The sequence below is a fragment of the Kitasatospora sp. NPDC085895 genome (assembly GCF_040702125.1).
Lineage (GTDB): Bacteria > Actinomycetota > Actinomycetes > Streptomycetales > Streptomycetaceae > Kitasatospora > Kitasatospora arboriphila.
On record NZ_JBFBJY010000004.1, the window covers coordinates 66,502 to 83,469 of the forward strand.

The following is a 16,968-nucleotide window of genomic DNA, read 5'->3' on the forward strand; positions in this document are numbered from 1 at the left end:
CCCCGGTGCGGGGCCGCGGCGTTCAGCGGGTGATCCAGTCCCGGCGGGCCGGCAGCACCAGGGTCGGCTCCTCCGGACGCAGCAGCGGCAGCCGCACCTCGAAGCGGCAGCCCGTGCCGTCCGGCCCCTCCGTGACCGCCACCGTGCCGCGGTGCAGCGCCGCCTGCTGCGCCACCAGGGTGAGGCCCAGGCCCGAACCGGGGCTGTCCTGCCGCCGGTGGAAGCGGGCGAAGACCGCCGTCCGCTCCTGCGGCGGCACGCCGGGCCCGCGGTCGTCGACCGTCAGCACCGCCGAACCGCTGCGCCCGGCCCGCAGCCGGACGGCGATCCGGGCCGGGCCGCCGTCCGTCCGGCCGTGCACCGCGGCGTTCCCGATCAGGTTGGCCAGCAGGATGCGCAGCCCCGCCTCCCAGCCGAACACCCGCACCCCGGGCGTTGCTTCGACCTCCAGCCGGGCCTGCGGGTGCCGCCGGCCGGCCTCCGCCGCGGCCGCCTCCACCAGCTCGCCCAGGTCGAGCGGGGCGAACGCCGACAGCTCCACCAGGTCGCCGCCGGCCAGTGTCCGCAGCGCGTTCAGCAGGTCCTCCAACCGGCCGTGGTCCTCGGCGAGTTCGCCGACGATCTCGGCCCGGTCGGCGGGCGGCAGGTCCGGATGGGCGGCCAGCACGTCCAGGTTGGTCCGCATCGCCGTCAGCGGGGTGCGCAGTTCGTGCGCCGCCGCGGAGGAGAACGACCGGGCCGTCTCCAGCGCCTGCGCCGTCCGGCCCGCCTGCTCGTCGTAGCGGGCGAGCAGCAGCGAGAACGCGGCGGCGAGTTCGTCGACCTCGGTGACGCCGCTGCGCCGGTGGTCGAGGGAGCCCGCGCCGGTGCGCGGGTCGAGCGCGGCGGCCCGGCCGCTCAGCGTCCGCAGCGAGGCGGTCGCCCGCCCCGCAAGACCGAAGGCCAGCAGACCGGCGGCCGGGGCGGCCAGCACCGCGACCAGCAGCACCCGCCGGCGGACCGCCTTCACCTGCGGGTCGACCGCCGTGGACGGCTGCACCAGCCAGAGCGTGCCCGGGGCCGTGCCGTCCACCGGCACCGCCAGCACCCGCCAGGCCCGCCCGCCGTCCCGCACCGTCGCCGGGCCGGACCCGGCCGCCGGCAGCACCACGGACTCGACCGGCTGCGGGCCCACCGCCAGCCGGACGGCGCCGTCCGCGGCCGCCAGTCTGACCCCGGAGTCCAGTGCGCCGTCCAGCACCTTGCGCTGCTGGTTCTGTTCCGCCTTCGGCCGGTTGCCGGCGCTCGCGGCGAGCAGCGTCCGGGCGTTGGGCAGCACCGCGGCCGCCCGGGCCCGCAGCACCTCGTCCTGTTGGCGCAGCAGGTCCCGGTGGACGAGGCCGAGCAGCAGCAGCCCCGCGGCCAGCACCAGCAGCGGCACCAGCACCGTCACCGACAGGGCGATCCGGGTGGAGAGCTTCACCGGGCACCCCCGTCGGCGGGCACCCGCAGCACGAAGCCCACACCGCGGACGGTGTGGATCAGCCGCGGCCGGCCGCCGTCCTCCAGCTTGCGGCGCAGGTAGCTGATGAAGGTGTCCACGGCGTCGCTGCGCACGTCGAAGTCGTAGCCCCAGACCCGATCGAGCAGCTGGTCCCGGGTGAGCACCAGCCCGGCGTTCCGGACGAGCTGCGCGAGCAGCTCGAACTCGCGCCGGGTGAGGTGCAGTTCGGCGCCCTCCCAGTGCACCTGGCGGGTGGCCGGGTCGACGGTGAGCGGGCCCGCGCGCAGCAGGTCGGACGGGGGCGCGGGGCGGCGGCGGAGCAGGGCGTGCAGCCGCAGCACCAGCTCCTCCAGGGCGAACGGCTTCACCAGGTAGTCGTCGGCGCCGGCCTGCAGGCCGGCGACCCGGTCGGCGAGCTCGTCCAGGGCGGAGAGCATCAGCACGGGGGTGTCGTCGCCGCGGGCCCGCAGCGCCCGGCAGACCTCGGTGCCGCTGAGGCCGGGCATCGACACGTCCAGCACCAGCACGTCGGGGGAGTCGGCGGCGGCCCGGGCGAGCGCCGCCGCGCCGTCCGCGGCCACGCCCACGGTGAAGCCGCTGAGGCGCAGCCCGCGCTCCAGCGAGCGGCGGATCGCGGCGTCGTCGTCCACCACCAGCACCCGGCCGGCCTGTGTGCCCGCGGTCATCGGCGCCTCCTCGTGTCGGGCCCGTCCGGCCCGGGGTCGCCGACTCTCCCACACGCGGGCGGTGGCGGTCACGGCGGGAGCCGGGGCGGGGCCGGGGCAGCGCCGGCACGGGGGGCGGACGGCCCGGGCGGGTGTTCGGGCGGTGTTCGGGAACCGGGCGGGACGTGCCGGACGTCCTTCGGGGCACCGCGGTTCGGCGTTGGACCCCGGAGGGCAAGGAGACAGGTATGGGTTTCATCAGCTGGATCGTCCTCGGCCTGATCGCCGGGGCCATCGCCAAGTTCCTGCTGCCCGGGCGCGACCCGGGCGGCCTCATCGTGACCACACTCATCGGCATCGCCGGCTCGTTCGTCGGCGGCTGGATCTCCTCGACCGTGCTGCACCGGCCGGTGGCCAAGGAGTTCTTCGACCTGGCGACCTGGGTCTCCGCCATCGGCGGCGCCCTGGTGCTGCTGATCGCCTACCGCCTGCTGTTCGGCAACTCCCGGGACTGACCGCGCGCCCCGGTGGGCCCCGCTGCGGGCCCGCCGGCGGCGGATTTCTTCACTCCGTTGCGGGAGCGCTCCCACCAGGGCGGATCCGGCACGGTCTCCCGGTCGTCGAACATCGTCGAAAACTCCTTCTGCGCAAGGGATTACGCCCACGGCCGGGCACGGCTAGCATCTGCCCCGGCCGCGCGGGAGCGCTCCCATATCCGGCGGCCGTCCCATCCTCTCCCACCCGAGAGCACGCGGAGGACCACTGTGAGCACCCCCGACGGCGTCCGACGGGCCGCCCCGGCACCCGGCCGCCCCACCCCGGACCGCCCCCGGCACACCGCCCGCCGAGGCCGCGCCGCAGCCCTGGCGCTCGCCGCCGGCGCGGTGGCCGTCTCGGTGCTGGCCGGCACCCAGACCGGCGCCGGCGCCGCCGTCCAGGGCAGCCTGCCCGCGGACACCCAGTTCTGGAAGGACCCGGCCTCCCAGGTCGTCAAGTGGGTCGCGGCCAACCCCAACGACTCCCGCACCCCGGTGATCTCCAAGCGGATCGCCAGCCAGCCGCAGGGCGTCTGGTTCGCCAACTACAAGCCGGAGACCGTGACCTCGGACGTCCGCGCGATCACCGGCGCGGCCTCCGCGGCCGGCCAGGTGCCGGTGCTGGTGGTCTACGAGATCCCCAACCGGGACTGCGGCGGCGCCTCCGCCGGCGGCGCCCCCGACCTCGCCGCCTACGACGCCTGGGTCACCAAGTTCGCGGCGGGCCTCGGCAGCGGGCGCTCGGTCGTCGTCCTGGAGCCCGACTCCATCGCGCTCACCACCTGCCTCTCCGCCCAGCAGCAGACCGACCGCTTCGCCTCGCTCTCCCGGGCCGGCGCGGCCATCCACGCGGCCGCCCCCAACGCCAAGGTCTACCTGGACGGCGGCCACTCCACCTGGAACAGCGCCTCCGAGCAGGCCAACCGGCTGCGCAGCGCGGGCATCCTCACCAACGCGGACGGCTTCTTCACCAACGTCTCCAACTTCAACACCACCTCGGGCGAGGTCGGTTACGCCAAGTCCGTGCTCTCCGCCCTCGGCAACCCGGCCAACCTGCACGCCGTGATCGACACCAGCCGCAACGGCAACGGCCCGGCGGGCAGCGCCTGGTGCGACCCGACCGGCCGGAAGATCGGCAACTACCCGACCGCGGCCACCGGCGACGCCGCGATCGACGCCTTCCTGTGGGTGAAGCCCCCGGGCGAGGCCGACGGCTGCGCGGCCGCCGCGGGCACCTTCGTCCCGGACATCGCCTACCAGCTGGCCCAGAACGCCACCGACCCGAGCACCCCGCCGACCAGCCAGCCGCCGACCTCGCAGCCGCCGACGTCCCAGCCCCCGACCAGCCAGCCGCCGACCTCGCAGCCGCCGACCGGCAGTGAGGCCTGCTCGGTCGCCTACAAGGCCAACTCCTGGACGGGCGGTTTCACCGCCGACGTGACGGTCAGGAACACCGGCACCGTCGCGATCACCGGCTGGACGCTGAAGTGGACCTTCGGCGGCGACCAGAAGGTCACCAGCGCCTGGAACGCCAAGGTGACGCAGTCCGGCACCGCGGTCACCGCCACCGACCTCGGCTACAACGGGGCACTGGCCGCCGGCGCCTCCACCGGCTTCGGCTTCCAGGCCACCTACGGCTCCGCCAACCCGGCCCCGAGCGCCTTCACCCTGAACGGCTCCGCCTGCACCGTCGCCTGACACCGCGGCACGCCGCACGGCACGGCCGCCGACCGCTTCCCCACCACGGTCGGCGGCTTCTGCGCGTCCGGCCGCGCGTCCGGCCGCGTGCTCAGCGGCAGAGCTCCAAGACCATGTCCTCGAAGTCCGGGTGCCGCCGGGCGGCCTCCGCGGCCACCTCGGCGGCCGGACGGCGGGCGCCCGGCGCCAGGCGCTCCGCGACGGCGGCCGACTCCGCGTTCGGACGGGCCTCCCGCCCCGGGTGCTCGACCGCCTCGCGCGGGCCGGACCCGTCCGCGAGCAGCCACAGGTACGAGCCCAGGTCGCAGGCGACCACCCCGGTCTCGCCCTCCGACCCGAGGAAGACCACCGGCTGCTCGGCCAGCGGCCGCCCGGGGTGCGCCAGCCAGATCGCGCCGTAGCCCCCGGTGCCGTCCTGCCCGAACACCCGGAAGGCGTCCCCGTCCAGCTCCGGGTCGCCCGTCCAGGCGCGCAGCCGGTCCGTGGTCTCCTCGGCGCTCAGGAAGGCGTCGTAGGGCTCGAAGTCCACCCCCTCGCCCTCGTCGAAGTCGAAGCCGATGCCGGCCACCTCGGCGAGGGCGGCGGGAAGGACGCGGTCGTCGTCCGTCATGCCCGCAGGCTGGGCCGCCTCCTGTGCGGGCCGCGGCCGGGGGCTGACGCCGGCCCGGGCCCCGCCGCCCGACGGTCCCGCCGTCAGGGCTGCGGGGACGCCCAGGCGGGGAGGGGCTCGCGGGCGTCCAGCCAGGCGGCGGGGACGTCGGTGAGGCCGGTGCGGGCGGCGGTGACGCCGCCGGCGACGGCGCAGGTGGTGTCCATGTCGCCCCAGCCGCCGAGGGTTTCCCAGAGGGTGTCGGGGAGGGAGTCGAGGGCGCCGGCGGCCGACCAGAGGGCGAACGGGACGGTGTCCTGGGCGGAGAGCCGGGCACCGGAGCCGAGCACGACGGCCGCGTGCCGCACGGTGGTGCCCGCCGGGAAGCGGGCGGCCGTGCGCAGGCCGGACCGGACGTCGCTCTCCGGCAGGTGGCCGGCGACCTCCAGCAGGAACTCCGACCGGCCCGGGGCGGCGGAGCCGCGGCTGCGGGCGGCGAGGGCCGCGGCGACCGCCACCGCGACCGCCCCGGCGGTGGCCTCCGGGTGGTGGTGGGTGGTCCGGGCGGAGAGCCCGGCCTGCTCGGCGACGACGGCGAGGTCGTCGGCGAACCAGGCGCCGAGCGGGGCGACCCGCATCGCGGCGCCGTTCCCGTGCGAACCCTGGCCGCCGAACACCCCGGCGGTGACGGTCCGCCAGTCCGCACCCCCGTGCACGGCCCGCATCACCTGGTGCATCGACGGCCCGTACTTGCGGTGCGGTGCGGCGGTGTAGGCGGCGGCGAACTCGCGGGCGAGGTCGTCCTGCCGCACCTCGCCGCAGCGGTCGAGGTGCTGGACGACGACCAGCGCCATCGCGGTGTCGTCGGTCCACTTCCACGGCCCGGGCCGCGCGATCCGGGCGGCCTGCTCGGCGGCGGCCTCGTCGACGCGCGGCGAGAACCAGCGGTCGCCGAAGGAGTCTCCGAGGGCGAGGCCCTGCAGGCTGTCCAGGGCCGCGGCCGGCGCGCGCATGTTGTCCTCCGGGTGAGAATGACCGATGGCGGCATTCTCCCCGCGGCGGGGCGGCCCGGACCAGCGGATTTCCGGGCCGGTGGATCTCCGGTGCGGCGGGTGCGGGCGTGCGGCGCCGCGTCAGCGGCCGCGCAGGCCCTCCAGCAGGAGCGACCAGAGGGCCTCGAAGTCGTCCTGGGCGGCCGGGCGGGACCACTCGGCGGCGTGCGCCGGGTCGTGGAAGTGCGCGGTGGCGAGGAAGACCGAGCGGGCCACCGGTCCGGCCGGGGCGTCGCGGAACTCGCCGCGCCGGACGCCGTCCTCGACGATCTGCCGGATCTGCGCGACCAGCGTGTCGACGTGCTCCTCCACCGTCCCGCTGACCTCGCCGACCAGCACCATGTAGGTGGCGAACAGCTCCGGGTCCTCCAGCGCCTTCTGCCGCTTGGCGGCGAACAGCGTGGCCAGCCAGCGGTGCAGCCGCTCGGCGGCCGGGCCCGGCTCGGCGGCGATCGCCGCGAGTTCGTCGTGGGCCCGGTCCAGCCAGCGCTGGGTGACGGCCTCGCGCAGCGCCGCCTTGCTGGGGAAGTGCCGGTAGACGCTGCCGTGGCTGACGCCGAGGGCGCGGGCGATGTCGACCACGGTGGCCTTCGCCGGACCGAACCGCCGCAGGACGTCCTCCGCCGTGCTCAGGATCTGCTCGGCGGTGAGTGCGTTGTCCGTGGCCACGGGGAGGTCGTCCTTCGGTGTCGGTACGGCGGGCGGCTGCTCAGCGCTCGCTGTCCAGCATCGCCATCTGTGCCGCAGCGTACCGGTCGCCTGCGGCCGACCCCTCCGGCACGGCGGCCTCGATCGCGGCGAGGTCGGCGGCGGTGAGGCGGACGTCCAGCGAGCCGAGTGCCTCGGCGAGCCGGTCGCGGCGGCGGGCGCCGACCAGCGGCACGACGTCCGCGCCGCGGGAGGCGACCCAGGCGATCGCGGCCTGGGCGACGGTGGCGCCCTTCGCCTCGGCCACCGAGCGCAGCGCCTCGACCAGGGCCAGGTTGCGGGTCAGGTTCTCGCCCTGGAAGCGCGGGCTGTGGCCGCGGAAGTCGCTCGCGCCGATCTCCCGGTCGGCGTTCCAGTGGCCGCTGAGCAGGCCGCGGGAGAGCACCCCGTAGGCGGTGATGCCGATGCCGAGCTCGCGCGCCACGGGCAGTACCTCGGCCTCCAGGGACCGGGAGAGCAGCGAGTACTCGATCTGCAGGTCGCTGATCGGGTGCACGGCCGCGGCGCGGCGCAGCGTCTCGGCGCCGACCTCGGAGAGGCCGATGTGCCGGACGTAGCCGGCCTTCACCAGTTCGGCGATCGCGCCGACGGTCTCCTCGATCGGCACGTCCGGGTCGAGCCGGGCCGGGCGGTAGACGTCGACGTGGTCGGTGCGCAGCCGGCGCAGGGTGTAGGCCAGGGCGGACTTGGTGGCGGCCGGGCTCGCGTCGTAGCCGAGCCAGCTGTCGTCCGGGCCGCGCTGGGCGCCGAACTTGACGCTGATCTGCACCGTCTCGCGGTCGCGGCCGCGGAGCGCCTCGTGCAGCAGCAGCTCGTTGTGGCCCATGCCGTAGAAGTCACCGGTGTCCATCAGGGTGACGCCGGCGTCGAGGGCGGCGTGGATCGTGGCGATCGACTCGGCCTCGTCGGCGGGGCCGTACAGGTCGGACATGCCCATCAGGCCGAGGCCGAGGGCGGAGGTCTCCGGGCCGGTGGTGCCGAGGGTGGTGCGGGCAGGCGCCGTGGGCGTGGTGGGCATCGGGGCTCCCGGGGTCGAGGGCGGAGTGCGGTGACGATTCGACTATGGCATGTCGGATGACAGATTTCAATATCTGTCATCCGATGGCCGGCGTGGGTGCGAGGCGGGGGTGACCGATATCAAAGGCTGATCGGCCGTCACCCGTCGGACGTGGATCGGCCGCCCGCGGGCGGTTCGGACTGCCGAAGCGACACCGCAGGTCCATCGTGGGGACCGGGACGCGCGCACCCGTCGCGGGACGGGCCGCGCAGCACCGGGCCACCTCGCACGAAGGTGATCGGGTCTTCTAGGCTCACTTCCCGAGCCTCCCCGGTTACCGGTGCCCGGCCGCACCGCGCACCGGGGGCGCCGTCCACGGACCCCGGACGCCGGGGCCGCCGGAGCGAGCGAGGAGGACGACGTGTCACCCAGTCCGAGGTTGCACCATCGACCGCTGCCCGACCGGACACCGGTCCCGGCCGCCGCCCGACCCCCACGGCCGCCACAACCCCGGTCGGCCGCCCCGACCGCCCCGGGTTGTGGAGGTGCGAGGTGAGCCCGCATACCGTCCTCCCGGCCGAGCCGGGAACGGCACCGGCCGGAGCGGCGGCCGGACAACCCGCGGCCGACCGCGCCGCCGACGGCGAACCCGCGAATACCGCGGCGGCGCCCGCCCCGACCCGGACCGCCGACCCGGCGGCCCCCGCAGCCGCACCCGGCCTGCCCGCCCTGCCGGGACTCCCGCAGGCGCTCACCACCCGGGCCCGCACCCTCGCCGGCGCCGTACGCCGCCGCTGCGCCGCCCTCGCCGCCCTGGAGTCGCCCAGCGGCGACGCCCCCCGACTCGACGCCCTCGCCGAAGAACTGTCGGCCGGCTTCCGCGCCACCGGCGCGCGCGCCCACCGCGAGAAGGGGCCGGCCGGCGACCACCTGGTCCTGGAGTGGCCCGGCCGCGAGGAGTCCCTGCCCCACCTGCTGGTGGTCGGCCACCACGACACCGTCTGGCCGGCCGGCACCCTCGCCGACTGGCCGGTCGAGGAGGAGGACGGCCGGCTCAGCGGCCCCGGCGTGCTCGACATGAAGGCCGGACTCGCCCTGCTGGAGGGCGCCTTCGCTCTGCTCGCCGACCTCGGACAGCGCCCGCACCGGACGGTCCGCCTGGTGGTGGTCTCCGACGAGGAGGTCGGCAGCCCGGACGGGCGGCGCCTGGTCGAACGCCAACTCCCGGGCGCCGCGGCCGTCCTGGGCCTGGAGCCGTCCCACCCCGACGGCCGGCTCAAGACCGCCAGGCGCGGCTCCACCCGCGTTCTGCTCAGCGTCACCGGGCGGGAGGCGCACGCCGGCAACAACGCCGCCGAAGGCGTCTCCGCCGTCGACGAACTGGTCGACCAGCTGGTCGCCGTCCGCGGGCTCGGCCGGATGCCCGGCACCGAGCTCAACACCGGCCGGATCACCGGCGGCACCCGCGCCAACGTGATCGCCGGCCGGGCGGAGGCCGAACTCGGCCTGCGCTTCGCCACCGCCGAGGCGCAGCGCCGCGCCCTCGACACCCTCTCCCACCTCACCGCGCTGCGGCCCGGCGCCAAGGTCCGCACCGAGGTGCTGTCCAGTCGGCCGGCCTGGCCCGAGCGTCCCGTCAACCCGCTGCTGCGGCACGTCCGTTCACTGGCCGCGGCGCTCGGCGAGCAGCTGGACGGCGCCCCGGCCGGCGGCGCAGGCGACACCAACCTCGCCGGCGCCCGCGGCCTGCCCACCCTGGACGGCCTCGGCGCCGTCGGCCGCGGTCCGCACGCCCGGCACGAACACGTGCTGGTCGACCAGTTCGCCCCGCGGATCGCCCTGCTGGCGGCGCTCCTCGCCGTACCGCTGCCCCGCCTGCGCGACCGCGCCTGATCCCCCCGGCCCCGGTCCGGGCGGTGACCCCGCCCGGACCGCCCGCCCGGGCCCGCCGGGTCCTCCGTGCACGGACCCGCCCGGCCCCCTGCCACCCGCGCCCGCCCGGCCGCTCGCGCCCGGCGCCGCGGCGCCCCGTTCCCCCGCCCTCCGCGACCGCCGTGGACCGTGCCTTGTCAGGCCGGGGTCCGGCCGTACAGAATGGGACCGACCGAACGGTCAGTCGGGAGGTGGGTGGAGTGACGGCGACGGAGCTGAGCGAGGCGACCCTGGAGGGGCGCTTCGACGCTGTGGTGGGTGCCGAGCAGCGGATCGAACCGCGCGACTGGATGCCGGACGCCTACCGGGCGACCCTGGTCCGCCAGATCGCGCAGCACGCGCACTCGGAGATCATCGGCATGCAGCCGGAGGGCAACTGGCTCACCCGGGCCCCCTCCCTGCGCCGCAAGGCGATCCTGCTCGCCAAGGCGCAGGACGAGGCCGGCCACGGCCTGTACCTGTACGCGGCCGCCGAGACCCTCGGCGTCGACCGGGCCGAGCTCACCGAGAAGCTCATCAGCGGCCGTCAGAAGTACTCGTCGATCTTCAACTACCCGACGCTGACCTTCGCCGACGTCGGCGTGATCGGCTGGCTGGTGGACGGCGCCGCGATCTGCAACCAGGTGCCGCTGTGCCGCTGCAGCTACGGCCCGTACGCCCGGGCGATGGTTCGCATCTGCAAGGAGGAGTCCTTCCACCAGCGGCAGGGCTACGAGCTGCTGATGACGCTGATGCGCGGCACCGACGCCCAGCGCCGGATGGTGCAGGACGCGGTCGACCGCTGGTGGTGGCCGTCGCTGATGATGTTCGGCCCGCCGGACGACGACTCCCCGAACAGCGCCCGGTCGATGGCCTGGCGGATCAAGCGGCACTCCAACGACGACCTGCGCCAGCGCTTCGTCGACATGACCGTGCCGCAGGCCGAGCACCTCGGCGTCACCCTCCCCGACCCGGCCCTGAGCTGGAACGAGGAGCGCGGCAGCTGGGACTTCGGCGAGCCCGACTGGTCGGAGCTCAAGAAGGTGATCACCGGGCAGGGCCCCTGCAACGCGCAGCGCGTCGAGCGCCGCCGGGCCGCCCACGAGGACGGTGCCTGGGTCCGCGAGGCGGCCCTGGCGTACGCGGAGAAGAAGCGGAGCGCACAGTGAACGCGAACCGGGCCGGCTGGCCGCTCTACGAGGTGTTCGTCCGCCCGCGGCGCGGCCTGAACCACGTCCACGTGGGCTCGCTGCACGCCGCCGACGACCGGATGGCGCTGCTCGCCGCCCGCGACCTCTACACCCGCCGCAACGAGGGCGTCAGCCTCTGGGTGGTGCCCTCCGCCGCGATCACCGCCTCCACCCCGGACGAGCAGGACCCGTTCTTCGCCCCCAGCGGCGACAAGGTCTACCGCCACCCGACCTTCTACGACATCCCCGAGGATGTCCCGCACATCTGAGCCCGCTCCGTCCGACCAGGGGATGCCGACATGACCGACGACCACGTGTACCTGACGCTCAGCGAGGCCGGGCCCGAGCCCGAGGGCGAGGCCCGCTGGGCGTACGGCACCGGCTTCGCCGACCCGCTGCTCGGCGTCGACACCGCGCTGCCGGACGGCGTCGAGGGCGCCGACCTCGCCGCGTACTGCCAGATGCTCGGTGACGACGCCCTGGTGCTCTCCCAGCGGCTCATCGAATGGTGCACCCGGGCGCCCGAGCTGGAGGAGGAGGTCGCCCTCGCCAACCTCGGCCTCGACCTGCTCGGCCAGGCCCGCCGGCTGCTCACCCGGGCCGGCCAGGCCGACGGTTCCGGCCGCACCGAGGACGACCTCGCCTACTGGCGCGAGGACCACGAGTTCCGCAACGTCCGGCTGGTCGAGGTGCCCAACGGCGACTTCGCGCACACCGTCGCCCGGATCCTCGCCTTCGCCACCGCCCGGCAGGCCCTCTACCAGCGGCTCGTCCACCACGCCGACCCGGTGCTCGCCGCCGTCGCAGCCGCCGGCACCAAGGAACTCGCCTACCACCGCGAGTGGGCCCAGGAGTGGCTGCTGCGCCTCGGCGACGGCACCCCGTACTCGCACGAGCGGATGCAGGCCGGCCTCGACGCCGTCTGGCCGCTGCTCGACGAACTCTTCACCCCGCACCCCGTCGAACTGCGGCTCGGCACCGACCCGGCCGCCCTGCGCGTGCCCGTGCTGGCGCTGCTCGCCGACGACATCGCCGAGGCCACCCTCACCGTGCCGGACGCCGCCCCGCTAGCGTACGTCGGCGGCCGGGCCGGCCGCGACGGCGTCCACACCGAGGCCCTCGGCCCGCTGCTCGCCGAACTGCAGGTCGTCGCCCGCGCCCATCCGGGGGCGACATGGTGACCACCACCACCCGCGCCTGGGAGGCGGCCGCCGCCGTCACCGACCCCGAGCTGCCCATGCTCACCCTCGCCGACCTCGGCGTGCTCGCCGACGTCGAGGAGAGCGGCGACGCCGTCACCGCCTGGCTCACCCCCACCTACTCGGGCTGCCCCGCCGTCGCCGAGATGGCCGCCGACGTGGACGCCCGGCTGCGGGAGGCCGGCTACACCGACGTCACCGTGCGGCTGCGGCTCGACCCGCCGTGGTCCACCGACCTGATCAGCGACGAGGGCCGGCGCAAGCTCACCGAAGCCGGCATCGCACCCCCGTCCGCCGGCGGGCCGCCCTCCGGCGGAGTGCTGCGGCTCGGCCCGACCCGCCGCGCGGTGACCTGCCCGCAGTGCGGTTCCACCGACACCGAGGAGCTCTCCCGTTTCGGCTCCACCGCCTGCAAGGCGCTGTGGCGCTGCCGCAGCTGCCGCGAGCCGTTCGACCGGATCAAGGAGATCTAGATGGCCGTCCGCCGCCCGACCTTCCACGAGCTGCGCATCGCAGCCCTGGAACCGCTCTGCGAGGACGCCGTCGCGGTCACCTTCGAGGTACCGGACACCCTCGCCGAGGACTTCGCCTTCCGGCCCGGCCAGACGCTCACCCTGCGCCGCATCGTCGACGGCGCCGACGAGCGCCGCTCGTACTCGCTCTGCTCGCCCGTCGGCGGGTCGCTGCGGATCGCCGTGCGGGAAGTGCCCGGCGGGCTGTTCTCCCGCTGGCTGGTCCGCGACGCCCGGGTCGGCGAACCCGTCGAGGTGATGCCCCCGACCGGCCTGTTCACCCCCGAACTCGACGAGCCCGCCGAACACGTGCTCATCGCCGCAGGCTCCGGCATCACCCCGATGCTCTCCATCGCCGGCTCCGTGCTCGACGCCCACCCCGGCTCCCGCGTCACCCTGCTCTACGGCAACCGCCGCAGCGACACCGTCATGTTCTCCGACGAGCTCGCCGACCTGAAGGACCGCCACCTCGGCCGCTTCCAGCTCGTCCACGTCCTCTCCCGGGAGAGCCGCGACGCCGAACTGCTCAGCGGCCGCCTCGACCCGGACCGGATGAAGGCCCTGATCGGCGCCCTCCTCGACACCCCCGAGGTCGACCACTGGTGGCTCTGCGGTCCCTACGGCATGGTCGTCGGCGCCAAGCACCTGCTCACCGAACTCGGCGTGCCCGCCGACCGGGTCCACCAGGAGCTCTTCCACGCCGAGGACGAGCCCGAGTACGAGCGGGGCGAGGAACAGCCCGTCTCCGGTGACCTCAGCGAGGTCACCGTCGTCCTCGACGGCCGGTCCAGCGTGCTCGCACTGCCCCGCGACCGCTCGGTGCTGGACGGCGCCCAGCGCTCCCGCCCCGACCTGCCGTTCGCCTGCAAGGGCGGGGTGTGCGGCACCTGCCGCGCGCTGGTCTGCGACGGCGAGGTCGAGATGCGGCGCAACTTCGCCCTGGAGGAGAAGGAGGTCGCCGCCGGCTACGTCCTCACCTGCCAGGCCCGCCCCGTCACCGACAAGGTCACCATCGACTTCGACCGGTAGGAGCTTTCGGAGTAGGGCAACCCCTCAGAGGCGCGTGGGGGCACCTCCCGGCCGAAGGCTGGGGGAGAACTGTGCAATCGGGACGTGAGGCAACCACCCAGGGGCGCGGGGGACTGCGCGATTCGGATGCGGGTCACCGTACGGATCAGGGGTTGGCCCGAAGTGTCGTGACGCCCACCCTCGGACTGCGCGGTTCCCCGCGCCCCTGGGCGGTACCCCGGATGCCCGCGTGAGGGGGCCGCCCCTGGGCGGGTGTCCCGAGCAGTTCGGCGATGGCGTTGGCTGCCGTGCGGCCGGCGCGGTTGGCTCCGACGGTGCTGGCGGAGGGGCCGTAGCCGACCAGGTGGATCCTCGGGTCGGCGGCGGCGCGGGTGCCCTCCATCCGGATGCCGCCGCCGGGCCCCCGCAGGCCGAGCGGCGCCAGGTGCGTCACCTCGGGCCGGAAGCCGGTCGCCCAGACGACGGCGTCCACGTGCTCCTCGACGCCGTCCCAGACGGCGCCGTGCGCGGTCAGCCGGTCGAACATCGGCCGGCGTTCGAGCACGCCCAGCTCCTCGGCCCGCCGGTACGCCACCGACGGGCCGAGTCCGGTCACGCTCACCACGCTCCGCACCGGCAGGCCCTCCCGGACCCGCTGCTCGACCAGGGCCACCGCGGCCCGCCCGGCCTCGGGGGTGAACGGGCCGTCCCGGTAGACGGGCGGCCGCCGGGTCACCCACACCGTCTCCGCGACGGCGCCGACCTCGGACAGCACCTGGATCGCGGAGGCGCCGCCGCCGACCACCATCACGCGCTGCCCGGCGAACTCCTCGGGCCCGCGGTAGTCCGCGTAGTGCAGCTGCCGGCCCTCGAACCGGCCGGGGTAGTGCGGCAGGAACGGCCTGGTCCAGGTGCCGGTGGCGTTGACCAGTGCCCGTGCCGTCCAGTCGCCGCGGTCCGTCTCGACCCGGAGCCGGCCGTCCGGCAGCGACCGGACGGCCCGCACCCGCACCGGCCGCAGCACGGGCAGTGCGTGCTTCGCCTCGTAGGCCGCGAAGTATCCCGGGACGACCGTGTTGGCCGGTGCCTGCGGGTCGACGGCGGGCAGTTCGAAGTCCGGCAGGTCGTGGAACCCGTGCACGGTGGCCATCCGCAGCGAGGGGGAGCGGTGTGCCCAGGCGCCGCCCGGGGCGGTGTCCGCGTCGAGCACCACGAAGCCGCGGTACGGCTCGAAGCCGCGCCGCCGCAGGTGGTACGCGGCGGACAGGCCGGCCTGCCCGGCGCCGATCACCACGACGTCCACCTCGCGCGGCACGCCCCAGGTAGTTTCGACTTCAACGGTCATGCCTGTGGAACATTGCACAAGCCGCACATGTTCCGGCAGGCACGCCGACGGCCCGGACCCACCCGTCCGGCGGGACCGGGCCGTCGACGGCGGGTCAGCCGAGGGGGACGATCCGGGCGGCGGTGCCGTAGGCGCAGATCTCCGTTCCCACGTCGGCGGCCTCCGACACGTCGAAGCGCATCATCAGCACCGCGTTGCCCCCGCGCGCCTTCGTCTGCTCGATCAGCCGGCTCATCGCCTGGTTGCGGCTCTCCACCAGGGTCTTGGTCAGGCCCTTCAGCTCGCCGCCGACCAGCGACTTCAGTCCCGCGCCGATCTGCGAGCCGATGTGCCGGCTGCGCACCGTCAGGCCGAAGACCTCGCCGATCACGTGCTCGACCCGGTGCCCGGGCACGTCGTTGGTGGTCACCACCAGCACCTCGGCGTCCGGGCGCTGCCCGCCGCCGTACTCGTCGATGTTTCCCATGCCCCCACCATCGGTGACGGGCCGCGGGAAGCCGCCCCGGCTCGCCGGTGGGCGCCCGATCCTCGTCCGATAGGGTCCTCCGCCATGGGAATCCCGCCGTGCTGAAGGCCGTGCTGCAGGGCATCGGCCTCGGGCTGCTCGTGATCGTCATGGCGGTCGGCGACACCGTCGCGTGGCCGTCGCGGCCCGGAGCCGGCGAGTACCCCTCGCGCACCGCGGACGCCCGGCTCGACCGGCTCGCCGGCGACCCCCTGCTCGACGCCCTCGCCACGGCCCTCGGCAGCACCGCCGCGGCGCGGAGGTGGCCCTGCCGGGACACCCCGCACGGCCGGATGCCGCCCACGGTCACGGCCGACTACACCGGCCCGCGCACCGCACCCACCGAGCAGCGGCTCCGCCACCTCGCCGCGCGGACCGGCTGGCGGCACGAGACCACCACCGGCGGCGGCCCGTGGTCCTCCGTCGGCCTCACCAAGTCCTTCGACGGCTGGCGCAGCAGCGCCACCGTCACCGTCGAGCCGTCCGCCGTGCACGTCGAACTGGACGCCTCCGAGGACGACGGCTGCCCCTGAGGGCCACCACCGGCCCACTGCCGGGGCGGCGCCCCGGCGCGCGCCGCCCACCACGCGGAAGAAGGTGGCGGACACCGGTGATTCCGGGGCCGCCCTGGCCGTACTGTAGGCGCATGGGCGAGCGAAGCGATCATCCGCAGGGGCCGGGCGCGGCGGAGGACTCCGGCGCGCAGGAGATCGAGGCGACGGTGGTGCTCGGGATCCGCATCACCGACTGGCCGGCACTGCGCGCCGCCGCGCTGGCGGCCGTCGACGAGCTGGACTTCGACGGGGCCGACCCCGTCGGGCAGCGCAGCGAACTGCTCCGCGAGGTCGCCGACGACCCGAACGCGGCGCTCGGCGTGCTGCTCCACCCGGACCGGCTGGTCGCCGCCGTCCCCGGCATCGAGGCGCTCGGCGGCACCCTGGAGATCAGCGTCACCGACGACTTCGCCCCCGACTTCGCCGAGCTCTTCCCGCTCGACGGCGAGGACGGCGAGGGCGCCGACTGGACGCTCACCCCGCGCACCGCCTGTCTGCTGCACACCCAGCTGGTCGGCCTCGCCGACGCCGCCTACGACGACCTGGAGGAGCACGAGGACGAGCCCGTCACCGAGGGCGACGAGCCCGACTGGACGGTCTACGCCCGGCTGCCCCGCCGCACCTGGTCGATGCACCGCACCTGGCGTCGGGCCCTCGCCCGCACCTTCGACGACCTCGCCGAGGACCTCTCGCTCGGCGAATGGCCGCTGCCCCGCTGCCTCGCCGAGGAGGTGGCGCTGCGGATGGCCCTCGCCGACGCCCGCAGCCTGCTCGGCGCCCAGCCCGAGTCCGTCGCCGACATGATGGGCGACCTGCCCGCCGACCTCTACGACTACGACTGGGACGGCTGCGCCGACGAACTCTTCGGCGTCTACGGGCCCGACGAGGGCGACCCCGACCTGGAGACCGCCGACCGGATCGACCAGCTGCTGGCCGCCACCCACCCCGAGGGCTGGTTCCTCGGCTACGAGGACGCCGAGGAGCGCGACCCCCAGCGCGGATACCGCCGCTGACGC

Annotated in this window: 18 protein-coding genes; 10 read left to right on the forward strand and 8 right to left on the reverse strand. The window is 75.5% G+C overall.

Going from position 1 to position 16,968, the window contains the following annotated elements; all coding sequences use genetic code 11:
* Nucleotides 1-22: 22 nt before the first annotated feature.
* Nucleotides 23-1,462 carry a HAMP domain-containing sensor histidine kinase gene (locus tag AB0442_RS03805; RefSeq protein WP_366160393.1) on the reverse strand — a complete coding sequence of 480 codons (1,440 nt, stop codon included), beginning with the start codon at nt 1,460-1,462 and terminating at the stop codon, nt 23-25.
* Nucleotides 1,459-2,169, reverse strand: coding sequence for a response regulator transcription factor (locus tag AB0442_RS03810; RefSeq protein ID WP_366160395.1), 711 nt, complete (start codon nt 2,167-2,169; stop codon nt 1,459-1,461). Before AB0442_RS03810 ends, AB0442_RS03805 begins: the two co-directional genes overlap by 4 nt.
* Before the next feature lie 227 nt (nt 2,170-2,396).
* On the opposite strand from AB0442_RS03810, the gene AB0442_RS03815 reads away from it, so the two are divergent.
* Both AB0442_RS03815 and AB0442_RS03820 read left to right on the forward strand, forming a co-directional pair.
* Entirely contained in the window at nt 2,397-2,663 is a 267-nt protein-coding gene (locus tag AB0442_RS03815) for a GlsB/YeaQ/YmgE family stress response membrane protein (RefSeq protein WP_030265783.1), read from the forward strand.
* 249 nt (nt 2,664-2,912) lie between these two features.
* Nucleotides 2,913-4,382 carry a glycoside hydrolase family 6 protein gene (locus tag AB0442_RS03820; protein WP_366160397.1) on the forward strand — a complete coding sequence of 490 codons (1,470 nt, stop codon included), beginning with the start codon at nt 2,913-2,915 and terminating at the stop codon, nt 4,380-4,382.
* Nucleotides 4,383-4,473: 91 nt separating this feature from the next.
* Here the strand turns inward: AB0442_RS03820 and AB0442_RS03825 are convergent, their stop codons facing one another.
* From AB0442_RS03825 to AB0442_RS03840, 4 genes are all read right to left on the reverse strand, one after another.
* Nucleotides 4,474-4,992 (reverse strand): SMI1/KNR4 family protein, encoded by a 519-nt coding sequence (locus AB0442_RS03825; RefSeq protein WP_366160399.1) that lies wholly within the window; start codon nt 4,990-4,992, stop codon nt 4,474-4,476.
* An 83-nt stretch (nt 4,993-5,075) separates the two neighbouring features.
* A complete protein-coding gene (locus AB0442_RS03830; protein WP_366160400.1) occupies nt 5,076-5,984 on the reverse strand; it encodes an ADP-ribosylglycohydrolase family protein in 909 nt (302 codons plus the stop codon).
* A 120-nt stretch (nt 5,985-6,104) separates the two neighbouring features.
* Nucleotides 6,105-6,692 carry a TetR family transcriptional regulator gene (locus AB0442_RS03835; protein WP_030265773.1) on the reverse strand — a complete coding sequence of 196 codons (588 nt, stop codon included), beginning with the start codon at nt 6,690-6,692 and terminating at the stop codon, nt 6,105-6,107.
* Between the two features lie 40 nt (nt 6,693-6,732).
* Entirely contained in the window at nt 6,733-7,749 is a 1,017-nt protein-coding gene (locus AB0442_RS03840; RefSeq protein WP_366160401.1) for an aldo/keto reductase, read from the reverse strand.
* Between the two features lie 531 nt (nt 7,750-8,280).
* Here AB0442_RS03840 and AB0442_RS03845 point away from each other — a divergent pair.
* The 6 genes from AB0442_RS03845 (at nt 8,281) to paaE (ending at nt 13,569) form a co-directional block, all read left to right on the forward strand.
* Nucleotides 8,281-9,621 carry a M20 family metallopeptidase gene (locus AB0442_RS03845; protein WP_366160402.1) on the forward strand — a complete coding sequence of 447 codons (1,341 nt, stop codon included), beginning with the start codon at nt 8,281-8,283 and terminating at the stop codon, nt 9,619-9,621.
* 254 nt (nt 9,622-9,875) lie between these two features.
* Nucleotides 9,876-10,808: a 1,2-phenylacetyl-CoA epoxidase subunit PaaA gene (paaA, locus tag AB0442_RS03850; RefSeq protein WP_363546211.1), complete on the forward strand. Its 933-nt coding sequence runs from the start codon at nt 9,876-9,878 to the stop codon at nt 10,806-10,808.
* A complete protein-coding gene (paaB, locus tag AB0442_RS03855; protein ID WP_030265759.1) occupies nt 10,805-11,098 on the forward strand; it encodes a 1,2-phenylacetyl-CoA epoxidase subunit PaaB in 294 nt (97 codons plus the stop codon). Before paaA ends, paaB begins: the two co-directional genes overlap by 4 nt.
* A 30-nt stretch (nt 11,099-11,128) precedes the next feature.
* Nucleotides 11,129-12,010: a 1,2-phenylacetyl-CoA epoxidase subunit PaaC gene (paaC, locus tag AB0442_RS03860; RefSeq protein ID WP_366160404.1), complete on the forward strand. Its 882-nt coding sequence runs from the start codon at nt 11,129-11,131 to the stop codon at nt 12,008-12,010.
* The gene (paaD, locus tag AB0442_RS03865) at nt 12,004-12,501 is read left to right on the forward strand and encodes a 1,2-phenylacetyl-CoA epoxidase subunit PaaD (RefSeq protein ID WP_366160405.1); all 498 of its coding nucleotides are present in this window, start codon (nt 12,004-12,006) and stop codon (nt 12,499-12,501) included. The genes paaC and paaD overlap by 7 nt, the downstream gene beginning before the upstream one ends.
* Nucleotides 12,502-13,569: a 1,2-phenylacetyl-CoA epoxidase subunit PaaE gene (gene paaE, locus AB0442_RS03870; protein WP_366160406.1), complete on the forward strand. Its 1,068-nt coding sequence runs from the start codon at nt 12,502-12,504 to the stop codon at nt 13,567-13,569.
* A 145-nt stretch (nt 13,570-13,714) separates the two neighbouring features.
* Here paaE and AB0442_RS03875 read toward each other — a convergent pair whose 3' ends face one another.
* Together AB0442_RS03875 and AB0442_RS03880 are read right to left on the reverse strand one after the other, a co-directional pair.
* Complete coding sequence (locus tag AB0442_RS03875) at nt 13,715-14,893, reverse strand: FAD-dependent oxidoreductase (protein ID WP_366160407.1); 1,179 nt, start codon at nt 14,891-14,893, stop codon at nt 13,715-13,717.
* A gap of 94 nt (nt 14,894-14,987) precedes the next feature.
* A complete protein-coding gene (locus AB0442_RS03880; protein WP_366160409.1) occupies nt 14,988-15,359 on the reverse strand; it encodes a YbjQ family protein in 372 nt (123 codons plus the stop codon).
* Nucleotides 15,360-15,457: 98 nt separating this feature from the next.
* Here AB0442_RS03880 and AB0442_RS03885 point away from each other — a divergent pair, with 98 nt between their 5' ends.
* Nucleotides 15,458-15,931: a hypothetical protein gene (locus tag AB0442_RS03885; protein WP_366160410.1), complete on the forward strand. Its 474-nt coding sequence runs from the start codon at nt 15,458-15,460 to the stop codon at nt 15,929-15,931.
* A 113-nt stretch (nt 15,932-16,044) separates the two neighbouring features.
* Complete coding sequence (locus AB0442_RS03890) at nt 16,045-16,965, forward strand: hypothetical protein (RefSeq protein ID WP_363546080.1); 921 nt, start codon at nt 16,045-16,047, stop codon at nt 16,963-16,965.
* The last annotated feature ends 3 nt before the right edge of the window (nt 16,966-16,968 follow it).

Coding starts and splice junctions, on each gene's coding strand:
- AB0442_RS03880 (WP_366160409.1), bottom strand. CDS start 15,359: ATGGGAAACATCGACGAGTACGGCGGCGGGCAGCGCCCGGACGCCGAG.
- AB0442_RS03810 (WP_366160395.1), bottom strand. CDS start 2,169: ATGACCGCGGGCACACAGGCCGGCCGGGTGCTGGTGGTGGACGACGAC.
- paaE (WP_366160406.1), top strand. CDS start 12,502: ATGGCCGTCCGCCGCCCGACCTTCCACGAGCTGCGCATCGCAGCCCTG.
- AB0442_RS03815 (WP_030265783.1), top strand. CDS start 2,397: ATGGGTTTCATCAGCTGGATCGTCCTCGGCCTGATCGCCGGGGCCATC.
- AB0442_RS03825 (WP_366160399.1), bottom strand. CDS start 4,992: ATGACGGACGACGACCGCGTCCTTCCCGCCGCCCTCGCCGAGGTGGCC.
- AB0442_RS03890 (WP_363546080.1), top strand. CDS start 16,045: ATGGGCGAGCGAAGCGATCATCCGCAGGGGCCGGGCGCGGCGGAGGAC.
- paaC (WP_366160404.1), top strand. CDS start 11,129: ATGACCGACGACCACGTGTACCTGACGCTCAGCGAGGCCGGGCCCGAG.
- paaD (WP_366160405.1), top strand. CDS start 12,004: ATGGTGACCACCACCACCCGCGCCTGGGAGGCGGCCGCCGCCGTCACC.
- AB0442_RS03830 (WP_366160400.1), bottom strand. CDS start 5,984: ATGCGCGCGCCGGCCGCGGCCCTGGACAGCCTGCAGGGCCTCGCCCTC.
- AB0442_RS03840 (WP_366160401.1), bottom strand. CDS start 7,749: ATGCCCACCACGCCCACGGCGCCTGCCCGCACCACCCTCGGCACCACC.
- AB0442_RS03875 (WP_366160407.1), bottom strand. CDS start 14,893: ATGACCGTTGAAGTCGAAACTACCTGGGGCGTGCCGCGCGAGGTGGAC.